Raw genomic sequence first — 20,896 nt, forward strand, 5'->3', positions numbered from 1 at the left:
CTTTAAATTAATAAAATAAAATTAGAAATATAGCTTTTTAAAGTATATATTTTTTTAATCAAATAAATTAATATTTTTTTCATAGACAAAAAAACATTCCAAAAAGTCTTCTATGTTTTCTTTTATCAAGCAATATCTAAAGTCAAGAAAATTTTTTAATTCTTTTAAATTTGTATAAGAAAAATCACAAAATAAAGAATTTTTTAATGCAGTTTTAAAACCCTTAGTGTCTTGAAGTTTTTGTGCTATAAAGTCAAAATCCTCATCATTTTCCACGAGTAAAATCACCCTAGAGCTACCTCCAAAAGCACAAATTTCATTTTTTGAGTTTAAAAAATAGGCTTTAAAAAGTTCTAATTTTTTATCATTAAAACTAAAGGGTAATTTTTGACTTTCTATAAATTCAATAAAACTAGCAAAAATATCTGCATAAAAAAATGCAAATTTTAAATCCTTAAAATACAAATTTTTACAAAGCAAACTCGTTTGAAATAAAGATTTTGAACCTAAAATTTCATATTTACAAGCTTTTAAGGTATGAAAATTTGATTTTAATTTTAAAATAAATTTTTCATCATCAGAGCAAAAGAAAGTTTTTTCTTTAGAATTTTTTAAAAGATCAAAATCTAATAAAATATTTGAATTTAAGGCTTTAAAATTAAAGGCTTTTGCAAATTTTAATTCTACATGATTGCAATATATAAATTCATAAGATTTTTCTTCACATAAAAATCTAAAAAGCCTAAAAATAGCTTCTTCAAGATCATCAACTTGAAGATAAAACACATCTTTATCTTCAAGATTTAATTTCTCCTCGCTTACTATAACATAAGCTCCAAGTTTTATAGCAAAACTAGCTTGTTCATTATTCTTAGCAAAAAATACACTTGCTTGTTTGACTTTGTTTAAATCTATACTAAAATCATAAACACTAGAAGTTGCTCCATAGTTTAAAACTTGGGCATTAACAAGCTCAATAAAATTAGAAATATTCATCTAGCCTATTAAAGCTCCATTTTCGATAAAGCTTTGTGGGCTAATTAAAACTAATTTACCATTTTTTTCTGCACTTAAAATCATACCTTGGCTTTCATGGCCAAAAATTTTAGCTTTTTTTAGATTGGTAATGACACAAACTTGCTTACCTATTAACTCACTAGCTTTATAAAATTTAGCAATACCCGAAAGCACTTGTCTTAGTTCGCCATTTTCAAGTTCAAGTTGAAATTTTAAAAGCTTTTCACTGCCTTCTATATTTTGACAATCTTTTACTAGTGCTACTTTAATTTCAATTTTTTTAAAATCATCAATTTTAATTTGAGCTAAACTTGGCTTCTCTTCTACTTTTTCTTCTTTTTTGTTTTCTTGTGTTAATTCAACTTTTGGAAATAAAGCTTCACATGCACTTGATTTTAAATCGCATAATTGATTATTTAAAATTAGTTTTTGATAGTTTTCGTTTGAAATTTCAAAATTTAAAGCTTTGGCGATTTTTAAAGCTGTTTTTGGCATAGCAGCCGAAAGTAAAATAGTAACTTTTGTTAAAATATTAGCACATAAAGCTACTAAGGCATTAGCTTTTTGCATTTGATCATTTTTAATTAAATTCCAAGGCTCATACTTACTAATACTTAAATTTGCTAAAGATAAAGCCTTAAAAAGCTCTTCTAAATAGCGATTTGGCTGGATATTTTCTAAAGCATTGATTGCATTATCTAAATACTCTTTACATTCACTTAATTCTTGATTAAAATACAAATTCACATCTTTACAATCAATAATATTTTGAGAATACTTAGCGCTCATGCCGATAATTCTATTTAATAAATTTCCAAGCTCATTACTTAATTCTGCATTGATTCTAGTGATTAATGCTTTTTGTGAAAAATCCCCATCATTGCCAAAAGGAACTTCTCTGAGTAAAAAATATCTAAAAGCTTCTAAACCAAAAGTATCTGCTACTTCTTTAGGTGCTACTACATTACCTTTAGATTTGCTCATTTTTTCACCATCTTTAGTCCACCAGCCATGTGCTGCTACAAATTTAGGCAAAGGGAGTTCTAAACTCATCAAAAACGCAGGCCAATACACCGCATGAAAACGCAAGATATCTTTACCTACAAAATGAATATGAGCAGGCCATAGATCCATATTTTTATCATCAAGTCCATAACCCAAAGCACTCACATAATTCATCAAAGCATCAAGCCAAACATATACCACATGTTTTTCATCATTTAGTTCTTTTGGAAGCTTTATACCCCATTCAAAACTCGTTCTTGTAATAGAAAGATCTTTTAAACCACTTTCTACAAAGTGGATTAATTCATTAGCCTTATTTTTAGGTAAAATCGGCTCTTTTTCTTTATACCATTTAAGAATTTGATCTTGATATTTAGAAAGCTTGAAAAAATAACTTTCTTCTTTTAAAAGCTGTGTTTTTTTACCACAATCTGGACAATGACACTCATTTACAAGCTGAGTTTGGGTAAAATAACTCTCACAAGAAACACAATAAAAGCCTTCATAAGTTCCTTTATAAATATCACCTTTATCAAACATTTTTTTAAATGCTTTTTGCACACTTAATTTGTGATTTTCATCTGTAGTTCTAATGAAATAATCATAAGAAATTTCAAACTCATCCCAAAGTTTTTTGAACTTAGAACTAATTTCATCTGCATATTCTTTAGGGGTAAAATTTCTAGCACTAGCAGCTTGCTCTATCTTTTGGCCATGTTCATCTGTACCTGTTAAAAAGAATGTTTTTTCTCCTTGCAAGCGATAAAATCTAGCCAAAGTATCTGCTATAATCGTAGTGTAAGCATGACCTATGTGTGCTACATCATTTACATAATATATCGGAGTAGTAATATAACGCATTTTAAACCTTTAATTAAAAATCAAATCCACCTTCTTTACCTTTAGACATACTCTTATAAACTGCATCAATATACTCTTTTCTTAAAGAGCATTCAAAAACCATAGAGCAAGGTAAACAAGATTTTAAGTTTTTATCGTTTTGACAAGTTTGAAGTTCGTTTTTTTTAACTTCCAAAGCTAGTTCAAATTCATCTTTAACTTCAGCCATTAAAGCCCTTTATAAGCTTGTTTTAGTTTTTCAATTTCATATTTTGAACCCAAAAAGCATGGCGTACTTGCATGGATTTTTTCAAATTCTAAATCAAGCAAAGAATCATTTTCTCCATTAGTAGAAAGCCCTCCTGCTTTTTCAAAAATAAAAGCAAAAGGAAATACCTCAAAATATGCTCTTAATTTTCCATTTGGTGCATCACTTGTTGCAGGATATGAAAATAATCCTCCACCTTTGAGTAAAATTTGGTGTAAATCACTCACCATAGCACCTGAATATCTTAAGCGATATCCTTCATCAAATAAAGCTTTTATAAAAACTCTATGAGTATTTGACCAATTTTTTTGTGTCCCACCACTTGCATTTAATTTGCCTTTTTCGTTTAATTTTAAATCCTTAACAAAAACAAATTCATCATTTTCATTTAACCTATAAAGCTTAGGAGTATCTATGCATACTATAAGCTCTAAACGCACACCATAAATAGCATAAACTGCCGCTTTTAGATTTTTTGCACTAGCCTTTTGCTCATAAATAGCAAAAATAGAACCTATAGCAAAATTCACATCTACCAAAGATGAGCCATCTAAAGGATCATAAGCAACAACATATTTTTCATTTTTATTAATTAATAATTGCTCTTGTTTTTCCTCACTAATTAAGCTTTTTATACCTTTGCTTTGCTTTAAAATTCTAGTAATGATCTCATCGCTTTTTACATCAAGTTTTAATTGATTATCTCCAGTGGCATTTTGAGAAGTAGTATAATCAAAATCTTTTAAATATCTAAGTTCTTTTGAAATTTCAATCACTGCTTTTTGTATATCGCTAATTAATTCTTGCATATTTTACCCCTATACTTTTTTTGAATTTTTTAATATAAAATCACAAATACTTTCTAAATCATCCAAATAAAGCCAAGTTAAATTTTTATTTTCGATTTTTTCATAGCTTGCAATAGCCTTAGAATAAGCAAAATAGCTCTCATCTACTTCTTTGCAAAAAACACTAATTCTTGGCATATCTAAGGTTTTTAAGCCCTCTATAAATAAAAAATCAAATTCCCCTAGTTTGGAAATAGCTTCATCTAAAGTACTTGGAGAATGTGTAAATAAAGTTGTCCTTGTAGGGCTTAAAACCATTACATCAGCACCACTTTGAAAAAATTTAAAACTATCTTTTTTTGCTATATCAAAACTTGCTTTATCTTTTGGATCATGTTTTATAATACATACTTTATAATTTTGTTCCATAAAATATTTAGCAACTTGAGTTATTAAAGTTGTTTTACCTGAATTGGAAGGCCCACTAAAAGCCATTGCTAATCTTTTCATAACTTCCTTAAATCAAAAAAAATAAACAAAATTATATCTTTTTAAAAGTTAAAAGCTTATAATTATAAAAAAATTAGGAATAAAAAATGAAAAAAATTTATATGATTATTTTTTTAACACTTATTTTTACTGCATGCTCAAATAAAACCCAAAAACAAAGTGAAATCGATTTAAAAAGTCAAACTCTTATGTATGCACAAAAAATCAATTTTAATTATAAAGATAATAGAGTAGTAGCTTTGTTAAGTTATCTAAATCCTGTATTAGATGAAAAAAGCCAAAAAGAAGTTTTTGTGCTTAGTTTTTTACCAAATATCAATATCAAACAAGAACAAATTTCAATACTCATTGATGGAGAAAAAACTAACTTAAAAACCTTAGATAAAAACGATGAGTTGTTTAAATATATCATCAAAAGTGATTATGCAAGTTATTACAAAATCACCCTTGATGAGTTGGTACAAAAACCTATTTTAAAACTTGATTTGTGTTTTGAGAATCAGTGTTTTGAGTTAAAGTTTCAAAAAATTTCGAAATCGGTGTATTATCGTTCAGAAGATGCAAATACACAATATAATTAGCTAAAACCTTTTTAGCATACACCCTACTTTCTGCATAAGGAACAAGTTCCATAGATAAAAATGGCTCGTACTTTCCTGCTCTAAACATATCTTCTCTTTTAAGCATTCTAGTGGTAAATCCTATACCTCCATTATAAGCATAAGCCACAAATACCGGAGAATTAAGTTTAGATTCTAAATAATCTAAATGATGATTTGCAAAAGTATAAGCTGTTTTTGGGTCAAAAAGCATATCTTGGTCAAAATTTGGAATTTGCAATTCTTTATTGCCTATATGATTAGCTAAAAATGGAATAAATTGCATAATACCTAAAGCATAAGAGGTTGAAATAGCTGTTGGGATAAAACGGCTTTCTTGTCTAGCTAAAGCTAAAATCATAGCCTTTCTTTGTGTAGAATAATCTTTTAAATACTCAAAATAAGGCATAATAAAATAATGTTTTTTAAAACCCTCAGCTCTTTCTTTAATATAAGCATAAATAGCGATATTTTCTTTAGTATAAAAATCTTTTGCAAGCTTTTCTAGCTCATTAGGAGCACCTTTTGCAATTTCTTTTGCAAGTTTTTGCCAAGCAAAAGGATCTTTCATATCAAAGTCATTTTTTTGTTTTTTTGGCTTTAATTTTTCTATTTTAGGCAAAGGCAAGCCTTTTAACTCTCTTGCATAAAGACTATAAATATTTAAAGAATCACTTTGAGCAAGCTCATCAAGATACTTTTTATCTTGAGTGATTAAATAAATCCAAAAATTTGCATTATCTACTAAAGGCTTACTTTTAAAAGTATCTTTTGCTACTTGGAAAAACTCTAGTGCTTTTTTATCGTCATTTTCTAAAATAGCATTCACTCCCAGATAAAAAGCATTATCTTGAAAAGTTAAATTTGCATCCACATTGACCAAAGATTTTCTTATCAATGGACTTTTTTTCTTAATGATAATTTCTTTTACAAAATTTGTAAATTCTTTTTCTTTTGCTAACTCATCAACAAAATCTTTTTCTAAGAAAAAATCCTTTTTATCTTTTAAAAAGCCATAAATTTTATAAAAATTTGCACTATCATAATTTAAAACCGCATAACTTAGAGGATCTTTAGCATTAAAAGCTTCTAAAAGCTTTACTAAATTTGGATTATCTTGCGGGATAATTTTTTTCATCTCATTACGCGTTGAAGTATTAAGATCTTGTATAAAAGTTAAACTGTTTAATCTTATAAGCTGACAAGTAGCATTAGCATCTAAGATATTTTGCGTATTAAATTTATAACAAGCTTCATATTCTTTATTATATCCCAAAGGTGGAATAATCGTTTCAATAGCATTTTTAATACGCCCTGCATAACGATAAATATGCTCTTTTAAACCTTCAACTTCTTCTTTTTTAAATTCATTTTTTTCTAATAAACGATATAAATAATAATCCTTAGCTAAAGAATTTGGTCTTTGCTCTAATTCTTTGTAAGAATACATCGCACTATTTGCAAAAACTACTCCGGCTAAAAGTAATACCACGCTTTTTTTCAACACTTATAAACTTCCTAAAATTAAATTTGATAAAAATATTTGGATAAATTTTAATCCTAAAATAATAATCAAAGGTGCTAAATCAATACTTCCTATAGTAGTAGGGATAAATCTTCTTACAAAAGCATAAGCAGGATTAGTTAAACGATATAAAATTTGTACTATAGGATTATATGGATCAGGCCTTACCCAAGAAATTAAAGCAGCAATAATTATAATCCATACATAAATTTCAATCACTAAAGAAAAAATTTGCACCAAAGATACAATCAAACTTGTTCCAACTCCCATTTTACTCCTTTATAATTTCTTTAACAAAAGGCTTGATTAGAGTATAAATTTCACTCATTTCAGGTCCATGGGTAACCCCTGTTAATACTAAACGCAAAGGCATAAAGAAATTTTTACCTTTTAAATTTGTTTTTTCCATCAAAATCTTTTTAAACTCATCATATTCTTGAGGTAAATCCAAATCTTTTAAAATCTCTTTAATCAACTTACACTCATTTTCAAATTCATTATAATTTTTAACTGCAAAAATGGCTTGTATTTTTTCTCTTATCTCATTTAGTGTGCTAGCTTCTTGAGTATAAAATTTTGCAAGCTCCGCTACATCTTTGCCTAAATTTAACAAAGAATTTAATTTATCATTATCAAGCATTTTTATATGCTCACGATTAATTTGCATTAAACGCTTAGTATCAAATCTAGCAGGAGATTTTGAAACTTTTTTCAAATCAAACCATTCTATAGCTTCTTCTAAAGTAAAAATCTCTTTTGGAGTTTTATTGCCTAAAAGGATTAAATAATTTGCAATAGCACTTGCTAAATATCCATTATCAAGCATCCATTTTACACTAGAATGAGCCTCTCTTTTACTCATTTTAACACCCTCTTCATTTAAGATGATAGGTAAATGTGCATAAGTCATGCTTTTATCATAACCCAAACTTGCTCTAATATGCTCTTGCTTAGGAGTATTTGAAACATGATCTTCTCCCCTTATAATACAAGTAACACCTTCTAACATATCATCAACCGCACAAGCAAAATTATAAGTTGGGGTTTTATCCGCTCTCATAATCACAAAACTATCAATATCTTCAGGATTAAAACTAATCTCACCTTTAATATAATCAGTAAATTTCATTTGAGATTGAGGTTTTTTAAGACGAATTACAAAAGGTTTCTCACAATTTAACACATCAATATCTGCTAATTTTTCACAAGTGCCATCATATCTATATGCTTGATTTTTACTTTTAGCTAATTCTTTTTTATGCGCTAACTCATCCTCAGTACAAAAACAAGCAAAAGCTTTTTTTTCACTTACTAGCTTTAAAGCCATTTGACGATGAAATTTCAAATTCTCACTTTGTACATAATAATGCTGCCAAGTTATACCAAATTCTTTCAAAATAGCTTTTATTTCTTCTTCTTTTCCAGCAATATTTCTAGCATTATCCGTATCTTCAATACGCAAAATAAAATCTGTATTTTCTTGTCTTGCTTTAATATAATTAAACAAAGCTGCTCTTAAATTTCCAATATGCATATCTCCAGTAGGCGATGGTGCAAACCTATACATTATTTATCCTTTTAAAACTTTTTTATCATTATACAATTAAATACTTGCTATTTATTTTAAAAAAACAAAGTTCACACAAAATTCACTCAATATTTATATGATTTCACAAATAATTCAATTTAAAGGATAAAAAATGAAATTAAAAATAGCTTTAATGGCATTAGCTCTAGCAAGTTATGTTTTTGCAAGAGATATGGTTGTAGGTGTAAATGCTTTACCGGCAAATTCTAAAAATTTTATACAAAAACATTTTACAGGCTCAAACATAGCTTTAGTTAAACAAGATATTGATAGTTTTGATGTTTATTTAGACAATGGAACTGAACTTGAGTTTTTTATCAATGGAGATTGGAAAGAAATTGATGCAAAATACAGACCGATTGATACTTCTTTTTTAAGTCCAAATGTTTTAACAACGATTAAGAAAATGCACCCAAATGCAAGTATAATTAAAGTTGAAAAAGAAATTCAAGGTTATAAATTTAAACTAAATAATATGATGGAAATTTATACTGATGTAAATGGAAATTTCTTAGGACAAAAATTTGATGATTAAAAATTAAGCTAAGCTTTTGCTTAGCTTTTATAAGAATTTAGAGCAAGCTCTTGTATATTATAATTAGCAACTCTCTCATAAGTAAAGCCTTTTTTCTCTAAAAAATCAAGTAAAATTTTCTCCATTTTTTCTAAAGCATTCAAGACTTCTTTTGAAAGTTCAAAACTCAATGGTTCTATGCGCTTTGGCACACAGGCTAAAATTTGAGTTTTAGGCAAATCTCCCATAAGCTCCATGTATTGTAAAGTTTGAAGCATTTCAACCTCATGTGCACTACCACTCCAATTAACTTTTTTGGGCATTGCATCATAAGGAAAGAAAAAAATATCTCCGATCTTAGCATCATCTGCTGCAATACAATCAATCACAACCATTTCATCATATTCAGCTATAATATAACTAAGTTGTAAAGCCAAAGTTCCACCATCTACAAAGCTCACTGAGTCTTTTTCGTGATAAAACTTATAATTTTTTTCTAAAAGTTTGCAAAGATGAACGCCTAAGCCCTCATCTGCAAACATAATATTACCAATACCTAAGATTAGAAGTTTCAATGATTTTCTCTTACAAATTTATAACCACTAAAGATAGCATCTAAAGCACCATCTTTACCTTTAACTGAGTTAAACACAGCCATATAAATATGCACTGGAACAAAAATCAACACAATCCACATTAAAATTCTATGGTAGGTTCTAACATCGGCCAATCCACCTAACATTACTTCAATAGGTCTTAAGATGTTATATAAAAATCCACCCAAGCCTTCATGATATACATGCATATAAAGGATTAATCCTGTTAAGATAAGTCCAAACATAACAAGATAAAAGAAAAAATAAGTTACAAATTGCAAAGGATTATATACACCTTGCAAATGCGGGTGCTTTCCTAAGAAAATGTAAAATTTAACCTGCTCTATCCATAATTTTACATTAAAAATATCTTTTATGCTTTTTCTCTCACCATCACTTTTTGAATCAAAAAAGAACAAATATGTTTTAAAAATCACACAAGCTATTAAGATAAATCCAAAAATTTGGTGTACCATACGGTATTTTGCCTGCATAAATAAAGTTGGTTCAGATGAAATAGATGGAGATTGAAACACATAAGAAATATAATATCCAGTCCCTACTAAAATCACGATCGCAACTGCTCTTAACCAATGTGTAAAACGAAGGCCAATACTGAATTCGTATTCAGCCTTTCTGTTTGATTTTAAGGAATGTTTAGAATCCATACTAAAGTCCTTTCCTTATAAATTTACATTAACTTTATACTCGCTAAGATTATTGCCTTTAGTATCCATTACATGCACAGCACATGCTATACAAGGATCATAAGAGTGAATAGCTCTTATTACTTCTAAAGGTTGTTTAACATCAGCTAGTTTCATACCGATAAGACATTGCTCATAGCTACCGCCTACTCCATTTGCGTCTTTTGGACTTGCATTCCAAGTAGAAGGTACTACTGCTTGCCAATTTTCAATTACACCATTTTTAATTCTGCACCAATGACTCAACGCACCACGAGGCGCACTTCCCATAAATCTACCTTTGTATTCTTTATTTTTATCGATTACATAAGTAGCACAAGTACTTTCATCTGTTTTTAAATTTTCGACTAAAGAATTAAATGCTTTTAAACCATGATCAGCAATGATTTTAGCTTCAATCGCTCTAGCACCTGTTCTTCCTAAAGTACTCATAAGTGCTTTAAGTGGTAAATTTGTGGTTTTTAAGAATGAATCAACCGCTTCTACTACGATTTTATTACCCTTAGCATAATTTACTAAAATATTTGCTAATGGTCCAACTTGCATAGGTAAATTTTCATATCTTGGAGCTTTAATCCAGCTGTATTTACCTTTAGTATCAAATACCTTACTATGAACCATATTACCTTTATCATCAATGCTTTCACCATCAATTAAGCCTGTATAGTTTGGATTAGTTTTGCCATCATAAGGATGTAAAGCTTCATTGTCTGCATACCATGATCTTGTAGCTTCTTCAGTGATTTTAGCTTCATCTACTTCTTCAACCTTACTCAAATCACCATTTCTAATAATACCACCTTCAAACAGCCACTCATCGCTAGAAACTTGGAATTCTTTTTCGGTGTAGAAATTATTTACCCCTACATCATTTAACACACTTGCTTCTTTAGAATAAGCTTTTGCAGCCATTATGATATCTGGATAATAAGCACGATTAATAAAATCAGCTACTTCTTGGAATTTAGTCATATATTCAGCCATTCTTGATGGGTTTAAAAGATCCATAACACAAGTCACACCACCTACTGTTAAGCTTTGTGGATGAGGATTTTTAGCACCAAAAATCGCCATAGCTTGAGCTATTGTTCTTTGAATTCTTAAACATTCTAAATAATGTGAAAGCGCAATAAGGTTTTGCTCAGAAGTAAAGCGATAAGTTGCGTGTCCATAATAAGCATTTGCAAATGGTCCAAGATTTCCTTTATCTACAAAGGTTTTTAGTCTTTGCTGTACTTCTAAAAGTTTATCTGCACCTGTTGCATAAGGCATATCGGTATATTTAAATGCTTCATCACTTGCTTTTTTTACATCAGCACTTAAAGCACTTACAACATCAACAAAATCAAGCCCATGAAGTTGATAAAAATGCACCACATGATCATGCATGTATAAAGCTGCATTCATTAAAGTTCTAGTTAAAACAGCATTTAATGGTGGGGTAATACCTAAAGCATTTTCTACCGCAATAATCCCTGCTCTATAGTGTGAAAAAGTACAAACACCGCAAATTCTTTGAGTTAAAAAGCCTGCATCTCTTGGATCACGACCTTTTACAATAGTTTCCAAACCTCTCCATAGAGTTGATCCTGAATATGCTTCTTTAATGACATTATTTTCATCAACCACCACTTCAACTCTTAAGTGTCCTTCTATTCTAGTAAGTGGATCTATAATAATTCTTTTTGACATTCTTAATCCTTATTCTTTTCTAATGAAGCAATTACAGCGTGCACAGCAACAGCAACACCTGTTACACAAAGCACACCTATACCAATTTTATCTGAAATACTATCAGCACCCAAACCATAAACAGTATCAAATAATCTTCCTGCCATCACTTCTTCAAAAGGCCCCATAGTATCCCAAAAATCTGGTTCAGAACAACCTATACAACCATGTCCAGCTTGGATTGGCCATGAAGTATGCTGATTAAATCTTTCTCTTGAGCAATTATTAAAAGTATAAGGTCCTTTACAACCTACCTTATAAAGACAATATCCTTTTTTTGCTCCCTCATCACCAAATTGTTGCACAAACTCACCCGCATCAAAGCGTCCTCTTCTTTCACAAAGATCATGAATTCTTAATCCATAAGCCCATTTTGGTCTATTATAAGCATCAAGCGCTGGCAATGTTTGATACAATATATAATGAATCACATTACCTATAATGTTTTTCTCGCTTGGAGGACAACCTGGAACGTTAATAACTGTTTTATTTGTAACTTTACTTAAACTCACAGCATTACTTGGATTAGGTCTAGCAGCTTGAATACCACCAAAAGCCGAACAGGTACCTATAGCAAAAATAGCCAAAGCATTATCACAAGCTTGAACTGCTATTTGCTTACCTGTTTTACCGTGTGGTCCTATGGTTAAAAAGTTTTCTGTAGCACCTGTTGGTATACCACCTTCTACCATTAAAATATATCTACCTTTATATTTTTCCATAGCAGCTTCAAGATTATGCTCAGCCTGCCAACCTGCTGCACCCATTATAGTTTCATGATATTCTAAAGAAATATGATCAAAAATTAAACTATCAATAGTAGGAGCATCACTTCTTAATAAACTCTCAGAACATCCTGTACATTCAGCCATATGAAGCCAAATCACTGGAAGTCTATCACTAAGCTCAGCAGCTCTTGCAACTACTGGAGTAAAGCTAGCAGGTAGTGCCAAAAATGCAGTCATTGCACTAGCCCATTTCATAAAATCTCTTCTTGAAAAACCTGATTGTTCTAAGGCTTTAGAGATAGAAATCTCATTTTTCAAAAGAGGAAGTTTTTCTAATGCGTCTAAACGGCGATTAAAAATATCTAAATCACTCATTTGTTGTTCCTTAAATATAGAAATATCATTAAAGATTTTAAAACATTTATTGTTAAGAATAGATAAAAAATAATATTTTTTTAAACAAATATACGAAGTATTTACAATTTAATGTTAATAGGATAATTTTACTCTAAAATAAGCAAGTATTGCACTTGCTTATTGCTTAATGATGACAATCTCATCATCTTTAGAATCTATAATAATCTCATCATTTTCATTTAATTCATCAGATAATATCATATCACTTAATTTATCTTCTACCATGTCATATAAGGCTCTTTTTAATGGTCTTGCGCCAAAATCTACATCAAAACCAACCTTTGCTATTAACCTAGCAGCATTATCGCTCAAACTTGCCTTGATACCTCTATTTTCAAGACTTTTTTGCAAGGTATTAAAAAGCAATTTAACTATTTTTTCAGCCTCACTTTCTCCCAAAGGATTAAAAGTAATGATATCATCTAAACGATTTAAAAACTCGGGTCTAAAAAAGCCTCTAAGGGCTTCTTTGATAGCTTTTTCTCTTTCTTCGCCCTTTAACTCCATGATAAAATTTGCACCTATATTAGAAGTTAAGATAATGATAGTATTAGTAAAATCAACCGTTACACCTTTACTATCTGTAGCTCTACCATCATCTAAAATTCCCAAAAGTATATTAAATACATCTTTATGAGCTTTTTCTACTTCATCAAACAAAATCACACTATAAGGCTTTCTTCTAACAGCTTCGGTTAGCTCCCCGCCTTCTTCATGCCCTATATATCCTGGAGGTGCACCTAAAAGTCTTGATATGCTGTGTTTTTCCATAAATTCACTCATATCAAAACGCACCATAGCTTTTTCATCATCAAATAAAAATTTAGCCAAAGCCTTAGCACTTTCTGTTTTACCTACTCCAGTTGGCCCTAAAAACAAAAAGCTTCCTATAGGCTTAGTTGCTTGATTTAGCCCTGCTTTATTACGCTTAATAGCTTTAGCCAAGGCACTTAAAGCCTCATCTTGCCCTATGACGCTTTCTTGTAAATACTCTTGAATGTGTAAATATTTTTGCTTTTCAGAAGTAAGCATTTTTTGCACGCTAATACCTGTCCATTTACTTAAAATACCAGCTACTAAATCCTCATCTACTTGGTTTTTAAGCAAAACTCCTTCTTGGGTCATTTGTTTCCATTTTTCCTCTAAATTTAATACCTCTTTTTCGCACTCTAAAATTTTGCCATATTCTATTTCAGCAGCCTTTTGGAAATCTCCTTTATTTTTAGCTAAAATAGCTTCATTTTTTAAAGTATCGATTTCTTTTTTCTTTGCACTTATGCCATTAAATACTGCTTTTTCATTTTCAAATTTAGCATTAAGTTTGATTTGCTCTTCTTTTAAATTTGCTAATTCTTTTTTAATCTCTTCTAATCTTTTTTCATTAGTTTCATTTTCTTCCATTTTTAAAGCTTCATTTTCTACTTCTAAGCTTTCAATTTGTTTTCTAACCTTTCTTAAAGAATTTGGCTCACTTTCTATTTGCATTTTTAATTCTGCTGCGGCCTCATCAATTAAATCAATCGCCTTATCAGGTAAAAATCTATTAGCTATATAACGCTTAGATAGTTTTGCAGCTGCTACCAATGCACTATCATTAATAGTTACATTATGATGAATTTCTAATTTCTCTTTTATACCTCTTAACATTGCTAAAGCTTCATTCACGCTAGGTTCAGCTACATTTACAGGTTGAAATCTTCTTTGCAAAGCCGCATCTTTTTCAAAATATTTTCTATATTCTTTTAAGGTTGTAGCGCCTATAGTATGAAGCTCACCTCTTGCTAAAGCAGGTTTTAAAATATTTGCCGCATCCATACTTCCTTCATTTGCACCTGCACCTACAATGGTGTGAATTTCATCTATAAATAAAATTATATTTTTGTGTTTTATTACTTCATTTACAACAGCTTTTAATCTATCTTCAAATTCACCTCTGTATTTTGCTCCTGCTATTAAAGCACTCATATCCAAGGCTATGACTTTTTTATTTTGCAATGAAGTAGGAACATCTTTTTTTACTATTCTTTGTGCTAAAGCTTCTACTACAGCAGTTTTTCCTACCCCTGGCTCACCTAATAAAATAGGATTATTTTTAGTTTTTCTGATTAAAATTTGCATTAATCTTTGAATTTCTTCTTCCCTGCCTATGACAGGATCAAGTTCATTGTTTTTAGCTTTCATAGTCAAATCAATACCAAATTTAGACAAAGAATCAAGCGTTTCATCGCTTGTTTTGGTTTCTATTTTAACTCCAGCTCTAATAAATTCTAATTCTTTTTTAAATTCATTTAAATCTACAAATTTAGATAAAAGTTCTTTAATAACCCCACTCGTACTTTCTGAGACAAGCCACATATCCACAGCCAAATAGCTATCTTTGTTTTCTAAAGCCAAGCCTTTTGCTTTTTCTAAAGAATTAATAAATTCATTTGAAAATTTAATATTATCTTTATTTACATTTGAGCTAGTAGGAAAAGATGAAATTTTACTTTTTACTTCTAGCTCAAATGCCTCTTTAGAAACATTTAATTTATTAAAAACTTGATTTAGCAAGCTTGAACTATCAACACTTAAAGCCCATAATAAATGCAAAGGTTTTATTTCGCTATTCTTAGAATGAATGGCCAAAGAAATCGCACTTTCTATATTTGAAAGCATAGAATCTGTTAAAAAATCTTGTATATTTGCCATTTTTACTCCTTTTTTACTTTTATATGAGATGTATTATATAACTTTAGTCTATTATTGTCAAGTTTATTTAGTTATATTTATAAATAATTTTTTATATATACACACTAATATCATAAAAAGATTTACTTTATTTACGATTTTTTAAGCAAAAATAACTAAAATTAGATAATTATTTTATGAATTCATATTTATTTTGGAGTTTTTCCTTTGAAGACAAAAAGAAATCTTATTATCGCAGCTGGCGTTTGTAGTTTAGTAGCCGCTTCTTTTATTTTTACTAATTTACAAGCTAAAAACCCCGCTCCTAGTGAAGCAGAAAAGAAAATAGAAGCTTTATCTAAACTCACAAGAACCATGTCCATCATAGAACAATACTATGTTGATGATGTTAATTATACAGATTTGGTTGATAAATCCATAGCAGGCTTACTAACAAATTTAGATGCTCATTCTTCTTTCTTAGATGAAAAAGGTTATAAAGAACTTAAAGAGCAAACTAATGGAGAATTTGGTGGACTTGGCTTTACTATTACGCAAAAAGATGGAGCAATTAGCGTTGTAGCTCCTATAGAAGGAAGTCCAGCAGATAAAGCAGGTATTAAAACTGATGATATTATCTTAAGAATTAATAACGAATCAACCTTAGGTATGACTTTAAATGAAGCTGTTTCTAAAATGCGCGGAGAACCTAAGACAAAGGTTACTCTAACTATCTATAGAAAAGGCGATGCGAAACCATTTGATGTCAATTTAAAAAGAGATATCATAAAAGTAGATAGCGTTTATACAAAATTAATCGAAAATGAAAATTTACTTTATTTAAGAGTGACTAATTTTGATAAAAATGTCGTAGATGAAGCTAGTAAAGCTATCAAAAAACATTCTAATGTAAAAGGAATTATACTAGATCTTAGAACCAACCCAGGTGGCATTTTAAATCAAGCCGTAGGCTTAGTAAATCTTTTTGTAGATAAAGGAGTCATTGTCTCACAAAAAGGAAAAATAGAAAATGAGAATGTAGAATTTAAAGCAAATCCTAGTAAAAAAATCACCAACGCACCTTTAGTAGTGCTTGTAAATGGTGGTAGTGCTAGTGCAAGTGAGATTGTAAGCGGAGCTTTACAAGATTTCAAACGTGCTATTATCATAGGCGAAAAAACATTTGGAAAAGGTAGTGTACAGCTTATATTGCCAATGGATGAAAAAGGTAAAGAAGGCTTAAGACTTACTATAGCAAAATATTATCTACCAAGTGGTAGAACTATACAAGCTGTCGGGGTTAGTCCTGATATAGAAGTATTCCCAGGAAAAGTAAGTAAAGAAGAAAATCATGGCTTTGAAATCAAAGAAAGTGATCTAAAAAAACACTTGCAAGCTGAACTTGACAAAATCGGACATCAAGAAAAGAAAAAAGATAATAAAGAAGATAAAAATATCATCACCAAAGAACAAATTGATAATGATATACAATTAAAAACTGCAATAGATGCAATCAAAATTTTAAACATCACAAAAGGAGAGTAAAATGGCAACAAAACTAGATCTTTTATACGAGGGAAAAGGTAAAAAAATGTTTAAAACTGATGATGAGAATTTACTCATCACGGAATTTAAAGATGATTTAACTGCCTTTAATGCAGAAAAAAGAGGTAATGAAGCAGGAAAAGGTGCGTTAAATTGTAAAATTAGTACTGAAATTTTTCATCTTTTAGAAAAAGAAGGTATTAAAACACACCTAGTAGAAACTATCAGCGATAAAGAACAAATTGTTAAAAAATGCAATATTATACCTATTGAAGTTATTACTAGAAATGTAGCTACAGGATCTTTAACAAAAAGATTAGGCATTAAAGAAGGTACGATTTTACCTTTTGCTGTAGTTGAGTTTTGTTATAAAAATGATGATTTAGGTGATCCTATTATCAATGATGAGCATTGTTTGATTTTAAATTTAGTAAAAAGTGAAAAAGATTTAGAATTAATAAAAAACATTGCAAGACAAATCAATTCTATCTTGGTTAAATTCTTTGAATCTAAAGGTTTAAGATTGATTGATTTTAAATTAGAATTTGGTATTGATAGTGAAGGAAATATGATACTAGCTGATGAAATTAGCCCTGATAGTTGTAGATTTTGGGATAGCAAAACTAATGAAAAATTAGATAAAGACCGCTTCAGACAAGACCTAGGTAATGTAAAAATGGCCTATGAAGAAGTATTAAAAAGAATTTTAAGTTAGGAAAAATAATGAAAGTAACTGTAAATATCACACTAAAAAATGGGGTTTTAGATCCTCAAGGCAAAGCCATAGAAAAGGCTTTGCATTCTTTAGATTTTAATAACATATCAAATGTTAAAACCTCAAAACAAATTAGTTTTGATATAGCTTGTAATAATAAAGAAGAAGCTTTAAAACATGTTGATTTAATGTGTAAAGAATTGCTTGCAAATACTGTGATAGAAGATTATGAGATAATATTATGAAAGTAGCTATTATTCGTTTTCCCGGAACTAATTGCGAGTTTGATACAGCTTATGCTTTTGAAAAACTAGGTGTAAAAACTGAAATCATTTGGCATGAAAGACAAGATTTTAGCGCAGATTTAATTGTTTTACCAGGTGGATTTTCTTATGGAGATTACTTAAGATGTGCAGCCATTGCAAAACTTGCTCCTGCTATGAAAACACTTAAAGAACATGTACAAAAAGGTGGATATGTCCTAGGTATTTGCAATGGTTTTCAAATTTTATTAGAACTTGGTCTTTTAAAGGGAGCTATGAAACATAATAATAGCTTAAGTTTTATTTCTAAAATGCAAGCATTGCAAGTAGTATCAAACAATAATGCTTTTTTGAAAAATTTCCAAAAAAATGACATTATAGAATTGCCTATTGCTCACGGAGAAGGAAATTATTTTAATAGCGAAGATGGTATTAAAATGCTAGAAGATAAAGATATGATTTTATTAAGATATATCAATAATCCAAATGGCTCCTTAAACGATATAGCTGGAATTTGTGATGAGAATAAAAAAGTTTTTGGACTTATGCCACACCCTGAAAGAATGTGTGATGATATACTTGGCTCAAAAGTAGGACTTAAAATGTTTGAAGGATTTTTAAATTGCTAAAAACCTTCAAAGTTTTTTGTGTTTTTTTACTAGCGTTTAATTTATATGCTCAAGAAAATAGCGTTTTTGAAGATTATAACACCCTAGAAAAAAATTACAATCAATTAGACGATCAAGCTAAGCAAATTTATCAAACTATCGCTCCAAGTGATGAGAGTAATTATGAAAGTAAAATCAATGATGAAAATTTTATTCCTCAAGGTTCTTTAGTATTAAACGCAAAAGAATACACTGATGAAGCTTACATAGATGAAGCTTTTGCTATAGATCTTGAGGTTATCACCACAACTAATGTAAGTTTTGATTTAAATGTGAGCTTTGAAAAAAATGACGATATGCTTTGGATTAATCCTAATCCTATTTGGGAGCAAAAAGCTAATTCATATCATACAAAATTATGGTTTGAAGCAAAAAGTTTAAATGCCAATTTAAATAAAATCATCGTTTCTTTAAGCAGAAATGATCATATTTTTCAAAGCTCATCACTAATTATAAAACCTATTAAACTTAAAAAAATCGACGCTCCTTCTAACAAATACTCACACATAGTTGCAAGTAATTTAGAAGTAAAACAAGTAAAAGCAAGCCATTTTGATAATGATAATATGATTTTATTTATAGAACTTGCAGGAGAAAACACAAACCTAGCAAGTTTTAATATAAAAGATATTCAAAAACAAGGCGTAGAGGCTATTAAAGGTGATTTTGAAAAACAAAGTGGGTTTTATTATGCTATTTTAGATAAAAGCAAAACACGTTTTGATTTTTCTTATTTTAATTTAAATTCTAAAGAATTAAAAGATTTTTCTTTAAAAATAGAACTTAAAGAAGATAGCATAAGCACGCAAAGTGATTTAAATCCAAAAACTAATGACTTTAATTTTTACAAACAAGTATTTTTGTGGAGCTTGTGTGGTATTTTTGCTTTATGGTTTGTATTTAAGAAAAGCTATGTAGCTTTAGGCTTAGCAATTTTGGCTCTAATAGCAAGTTTTTTAGCCCAAAATAACATATACAAAGCCATATTAAAGGCTGAAAGTAAAGTGCAAATTTTACCAACTCTTAACTCAACTCATTTTTATTCTGGAAAATATAACCAAGAAGTAGAAGTGTTAGATTCAAGAGATGAATATAAAAAAATTTTATTTAATAATGGAAAAATAGGCTGGGTAAAAAGTGAAGATTTATCAAAGATTTAAAGCTTTAGTATTTTGGATTGAATTTATTTTATCTATTATATTTTTATACATTGCCTTTTTATTATTACAATCACAAGAAAAAATTTGGAAAATCAGAAAAGCATGGTCAAAATTGCAAAAATATGTAATAAATTATAAAATCCAAACTCAAGGTTCTATACACCCTCAAGCTAATTTACTTTTAATCAATCATCAAAGCTTGTTAGACATAGTTGTTTTGGAAGATCTATGTCCAAAAAATATATCTTGGATAGCAAAAAAAGAACTTGGTGAACTCCCTATTTTTAAAACTTTGATTAAAAAACCTAAAATTATTTGTATAGATAGAAGTCCAAAAGGTCTAGTAAAACTTTTAAAAGAAGCCAAAGAAAGACTAAAAGAAGATAGAATTTTGGCTATTTTTCCAGAAGGTACAAGATCTAAAACACAAAAACTTTTAAAATTTAAAGTTGGAGCTAAAATTTTAAGTGAAAAACTTAATCTAAAAGTCCAACCTGTTGTAATTGTTGATTCAGCTAAAATTTTAGACACACAAAACTTTAGTGCAAATAGTGGCGTTTTAAAAGTAGTATTTCTTGATCTTGTTGATATAAGTAAAGATGATTGGCTTGAGCAAACTAGAGAAAAAATGCAAACAATCTTAGATAATGAAAGGTCAAAAGCTTGATTAGTACGGTTTTGGCTGTAGGTTTTGGTGGCTTTTTAGGGGCTATATCTAGAATGCTTACTAGTAGCTTTTTTAATAAAATCATTCCACATGATTTTCCCTATGGTACTTTACTTGTTAATATCATAGGATCTTTTTTAATGGGCTTGTTTTTTTCTTATGCAAACTCTAAAGGTGTGCATATTTTTACTAAAAGTTTAATTAGCACAGGTTTTTTAAGTGCTTTTACAACTTTTTCAACTTTTTCTTATGAAAATTTGCTATTTTTGCAAAGTGGTGATTATTTTCACTTTTTTCTAAATATTATTTTAAATGTTATCCTTTGTCTTTTGGCAGTATGGATTGGTTTTTTAATTTTTAAATAAAGGAGATATA

22 protein-coding genes are annotated in these 20,896 nt (G+C 29.3%); 9 read left to right on the forward strand and 13 right to left on the reverse strand.

Going from position 1 to position 20,896, the window contains the following annotated elements; translation table 11 throughout:
- Positions 1–54: 54 nt before the first annotated feature.
- Genes L8T90_RS04425 through mobB form a run of 5 tightly spaced genes read right to left on the reverse strand, consistent with a single transcriptional unit; the run spans position 55 to position 4,428 of the window.
- A complete protein-coding gene (locus tag L8T90_RS04425) occupies positions 55–996 on the reverse strand; it encodes a hypothetical protein (protein ID WP_263736843.1) in 942 nt (313 codons plus the stop codon).
- Positions 997–2,883 (reverse strand): methionine--tRNA ligase, encoded by a 1,887-nt coding sequence (gene metG / locus L8T90_RS04430; RefSeq protein WP_263736844.1) that lies wholly within the window; start codon positions 2,881–2,883, stop codon positions 997–999. It lies immediately after the preceding gene.
- A 13-nt stretch (positions 2,884–2,896) separates the two neighbouring features.
- Positions 2,897–3,091 carry a hypothetical protein gene (locus L8T90_RS04435; protein WP_258108659.1) on the reverse strand — a complete coding sequence of 65 codons (195 nt, stop codon included), beginning with the start codon at positions 3,089–3,091 and terminating at the stop codon, positions 2,897–2,899.
- Positions 3,091–3,939 carry a class 1 fructose-bisphosphatase gene (locus L8T90_RS04440; protein ID WP_263736845.1) on the reverse strand — a complete coding sequence of 283 codons (849 nt, stop codon included), beginning with the start codon at positions 3,937–3,939 and terminating at the stop codon, positions 3,091–3,093. The genes L8T90_RS04435 and L8T90_RS04440 overlap by 1 nt, the downstream gene beginning before the upstream one ends.
- Positions 3,940–3,948: 9 nt before the next feature.
- On the reverse strand, positions 3,949–4,428 hold the full coding sequence (mobB, locus tag L8T90_RS04445; RefSeq protein ID WP_220566249.1) for a molybdopterin-guanine dinucleotide biosynthesis protein B: 480 nt from the start codon (positions 4,426–4,428) through the stop codon (positions 3,949–3,951).
- Positions 4,429–4,514: 86 nt separating this feature from the next.
- Between mobB and L8T90_RS04450 the strand changes: the two genes are divergently transcribed.
- Positions 4,515–5,009, forward strand: coding sequence for a hypothetical protein (locus tag L8T90_RS04450; RefSeq protein ID WP_263736846.1), 495 nt, complete (start codon positions 4,515–4,517; stop codon positions 5,007–5,009).
- Here L8T90_RS04450 and L8T90_RS04455 read toward each other — a convergent pair.
- Genes L8T90_RS04455 through gltX form a run of 3 tightly spaced genes read right to left on the reverse strand, consistent with a single transcriptional unit; the run spans position 4,897 to position 8,119 of the window.
- Positions 4,897–6,534, reverse strand: coding sequence for a lytic transglycosylase domain-containing protein (locus L8T90_RS04455; protein ID WP_263736847.1), 1,638 nt, complete (start codon positions 6,532–6,534; stop codon positions 4,897–4,899). The two genes, L8T90_RS04450 and L8T90_RS04455, sit on opposite strands and share 113 nt — an antisense overlap.
- Entirely contained in the window at positions 6,535–6,822 is a 288-nt protein-coding gene (locus L8T90_RS04460; RefSeq protein WP_012661430.1) for a YggT family protein, read from the reverse strand. It lies immediately after the preceding gene.
- Position 6,823: 1 nt separating this feature from the next.
- Positions 6,824–8,119, reverse strand: coding sequence for a glutamate--tRNA ligase (gltX, locus tag L8T90_RS04465; RefSeq protein ID WP_263736848.1), 1,296 nt, complete (start codon positions 8,117–8,119; stop codon positions 6,824–6,826).
- Positions 8,120–8,252: 133 nt separating this feature from the next.
- Between gltX and L8T90_RS04470 the strand changes: the two genes are divergently transcribed.
- Positions 8,253–8,675 carry a PepSY-like domain-containing protein gene (locus L8T90_RS04470; RefSeq protein WP_263736849.1) on the forward strand — a complete coding sequence of 141 codons (423 nt, stop codon included), beginning with the start codon at positions 8,253–8,255 and terminating at the stop codon, positions 8,673–8,675.
- A 20-nt stretch (positions 8,676–8,695) separates the two neighbouring features.
- Here L8T90_RS04470 and L8T90_RS04475 read toward each other — a convergent pair whose 3' ends face one another.
- The 5 genes from L8T90_RS04475 to L8T90_RS04495 form a co-directional block, all read right to left on the reverse strand.
- The gene (locus L8T90_RS04475; protein ID WP_039625977.1) at positions 8,696–9,229 is read right to left on the reverse strand and encodes a [NiFe] hydrogenase maturation protease HydD; all 534 of its coding nucleotides are present in this window, start codon (positions 9,227–9,229) and stop codon (positions 8,696–8,698) included.
- Positions 9,226–9,918: a Ni/Fe-hydrogenase, b-type cytochrome subunit gene (gene cybH / locus L8T90_RS04480; RefSeq protein ID WP_263736850.1), complete on the reverse strand. Its 693-nt coding sequence runs from the start codon at positions 9,916–9,918 to the stop codon at positions 9,226–9,228. Before cybH ends, L8T90_RS04475 begins: the two co-directional genes overlap by 4 nt.
- A gap of 15 nt (positions 9,919–9,933) precedes the next feature.
- Positions 9,934–11,649: a nickel-dependent hydrogenase large subunit gene (locus L8T90_RS04485; RefSeq protein WP_263736851.1), complete on the reverse strand. Its 1,716-nt coding sequence runs from the start codon at positions 11,647–11,649 to the stop codon at positions 9,934–9,936.
- Between the two features lie 2 nt (positions 11,650–11,651).
- Entirely contained in the window at positions 11,652–12,791 is a 1,140-nt protein-coding gene (locus L8T90_RS04490) for a hydrogenase small subunit (RefSeq protein WP_263736852.1), read from the reverse strand.
- Positions 12,792–12,950: 159 nt separating this feature from the next.
- Complete coding sequence (locus L8T90_RS04495; protein ID WP_263736853.1) at positions 12,951–15,524, reverse strand: ATP-dependent Clp protease ATP-binding subunit; 2,574 nt, start codon at positions 15,522–15,524, stop codon at positions 12,951–12,953.
- 207 nt (positions 15,525–15,731) lie between these two features.
- Here L8T90_RS04495 and L8T90_RS04500 point away from each other — a divergent pair, with 207 nt between their 5' ends.
- Genes L8T90_RS04500 through crcB form a run of 7 tightly spaced genes read left to right on the forward strand, consistent with a single transcriptional unit; the run spans position 15,732 to position 20,886 of the window.
- The gene (locus tag L8T90_RS04500) at positions 15,732–17,048 is read left to right on the forward strand and encodes a S41 family peptidase (RefSeq protein ID WP_318529934.1); all 1,317 of its coding nucleotides are present in this window, start codon (positions 15,732–15,734) and stop codon (positions 17,046–17,048) included.
- A gap of 1 nt (position 17,049) precedes the next feature.
- Complete coding sequence (gene purC, locus L8T90_RS04505; protein WP_149062286.1) at positions 17,050–17,763, forward strand: phosphoribosylaminoimidazolesuccinocarboxamide synthase; 714 nt, start codon at positions 17,050–17,052, stop codon at positions 17,761–17,763.
- A gap of 8 nt (positions 17,764–17,771) precedes the next feature.
- Positions 17,772–18,008: a phosphoribosylformylglycinamidine synthase subunit PurS gene (purS, locus tag L8T90_RS04510; protein WP_263682301.1), complete on the forward strand. Its 237-nt coding sequence runs from the start codon at positions 17,772–17,774 to the stop codon at positions 18,006–18,008.
- Complete coding sequence (gene purQ / locus L8T90_RS04515; RefSeq protein ID WP_257396888.1) at positions 18,005–18,655, forward strand: phosphoribosylformylglycinamidine synthase subunit PurQ; 651 nt, start codon at positions 18,005–18,007, stop codon at positions 18,653–18,655. Before purS ends, purQ begins: the two co-directional genes overlap by 4 nt.
- Entirely contained in the window at positions 18,649–19,854 is a 1,206-nt protein-coding gene (locus tag L8T90_RS04520) for an SH3 domain-containing protein (protein ID WP_263736854.1), read from the forward strand. The genes purQ and L8T90_RS04520 overlap by 7 nt, the downstream gene beginning before the upstream one ends.
- Positions 19,832–20,521, forward strand: a complete 690-nt coding sequence (locus tag L8T90_RS04525) for a lysophospholipid acyltransferase family protein (RefSeq protein ID WP_263736855.1) — start codon at positions 19,832–19,834, stop codon at positions 20,519–20,521. Before L8T90_RS04520 ends, L8T90_RS04525 begins: the two co-directional genes overlap by 23 nt.
- Positions 20,518–20,886, forward strand: coding sequence for a fluoride efflux transporter CrcB (gene crcB / locus L8T90_RS04530; RefSeq protein WP_039668336.1), 369 nt, complete (start codon positions 20,518–20,520; stop codon positions 20,884–20,886). The genes L8T90_RS04525 and crcB overlap by 4 nt, the downstream gene beginning before the upstream one ends.
- Positions 20,887–20,896 lie beyond the last annotated feature (10 nt).

Origin of the sequence: Campylobacter sp. RKI_CA19_01121 (genome assembly GCF_025771295.1) — a bacterium.
Lineage (GTDB): Bacteria > Campylobacterota > Campylobacteria > Campylobacterales > Campylobacteraceae > Campylobacter_D.

Bases quoted from the DNA above. Each gene is read 5' to 3' on its own strand.
- purC (WP_149062286.1), top strand. From the start codon at position 17,050: ATGGCAACAAAACTAGATCTTTTATACGAGGGAAAAGGTAAAAAAATG.
- L8T90_RS04425 (WP_263736843.1), bottom strand. From the start codon at position 996: ATGAATATTTCTAATTTTATTGAGCTTGTTAATGCCCAAGTTTTAAAC.
- L8T90_RS04440 (WP_263736845.1), bottom strand. From the start codon at position 3,939: ATGCAAGAATTAATTAGCGATATACAAAAAGCAGTGATTGAAATTTCA.
- L8T90_RS04460 (WP_012661430.1), bottom strand. From the start codon at position 6,822: ATGGGAGTTGGAACAAGTTTGATTGTATCTTTGGTGCAAATTTTTTCT.
- L8T90_RS04495 (WP_263736853.1), bottom strand. From the start codon at position 15,524: ATGGCAAATATACAAGATTTTTTAACAGATTCTATGCTTTCAAATATA.
- L8T90_RS04470 (WP_263736849.1), top strand. From the start codon at position 8,253: ATGAAATTAAAAATAGCTTTAATGGCATTAGCTCTAGCAAGTTATGTT.
- L8T90_RS04485 (WP_263736851.1), bottom strand. From the start codon at position 11,649: ATGTCAAAAAGAATTATTATAGATCCACTTACTAGAATAGAAGGACAC.
- purS (WP_263682301.1), top strand. From the start codon at position 17,772: ATGAAAGTAACTGTAAATATCACACTAAAAAATGGGGTTTTAGATCCT.
- L8T90_RS04450 (WP_263736846.1), top strand. From the start codon at position 4,515: ATGAAAAAAATTTATATGATTATTTTTTTAACACTTATTTTTACTGCA.
- cybH (WP_263736850.1), bottom strand. From the start codon at position 9,918: ATGGATTCTAAACATTCCTTAAAATCAAACAGAAAGGCTGAATACGAA.
- mobB (WP_220566249.1), bottom strand. From the start codon at position 4,428: ATGAAAAGATTAGCAATGGCTTTTAGTGGGCCTTCCAATTCAGGTAAA.
- L8T90_RS04435 (WP_258108659.1), bottom strand. From the start codon at position 3,091: ATGGCTGAAGTTAAAGATGAATTTGAACTAGCTTTGGAAGTTAAAAAA.
- metG (WP_263736844.1), bottom strand. From the start codon at position 2,883: ATGCGTTATATTACTACTCCGATATATTATGTAAATGATGTAGCACAC.
- L8T90_RS04490 (WP_263736852.1), bottom strand. From the start codon at position 12,791: ATGAGTGATTTAGATATTTTTAATCGCCGTTTAGACGCATTAGAAAAA.
- purQ (WP_257396888.1), top strand. From the start codon at position 18,005: ATGAAAGTAGCTATTATTCGTTTTCCCGGAACTAATTGCGAGTTTGAT.
- gltX (WP_263736848.1), bottom strand. From the start codon at position 8,119: ATGTATAGGTTTGCACCATCGCCTACTGGAGATATGCATATTGGAAAT.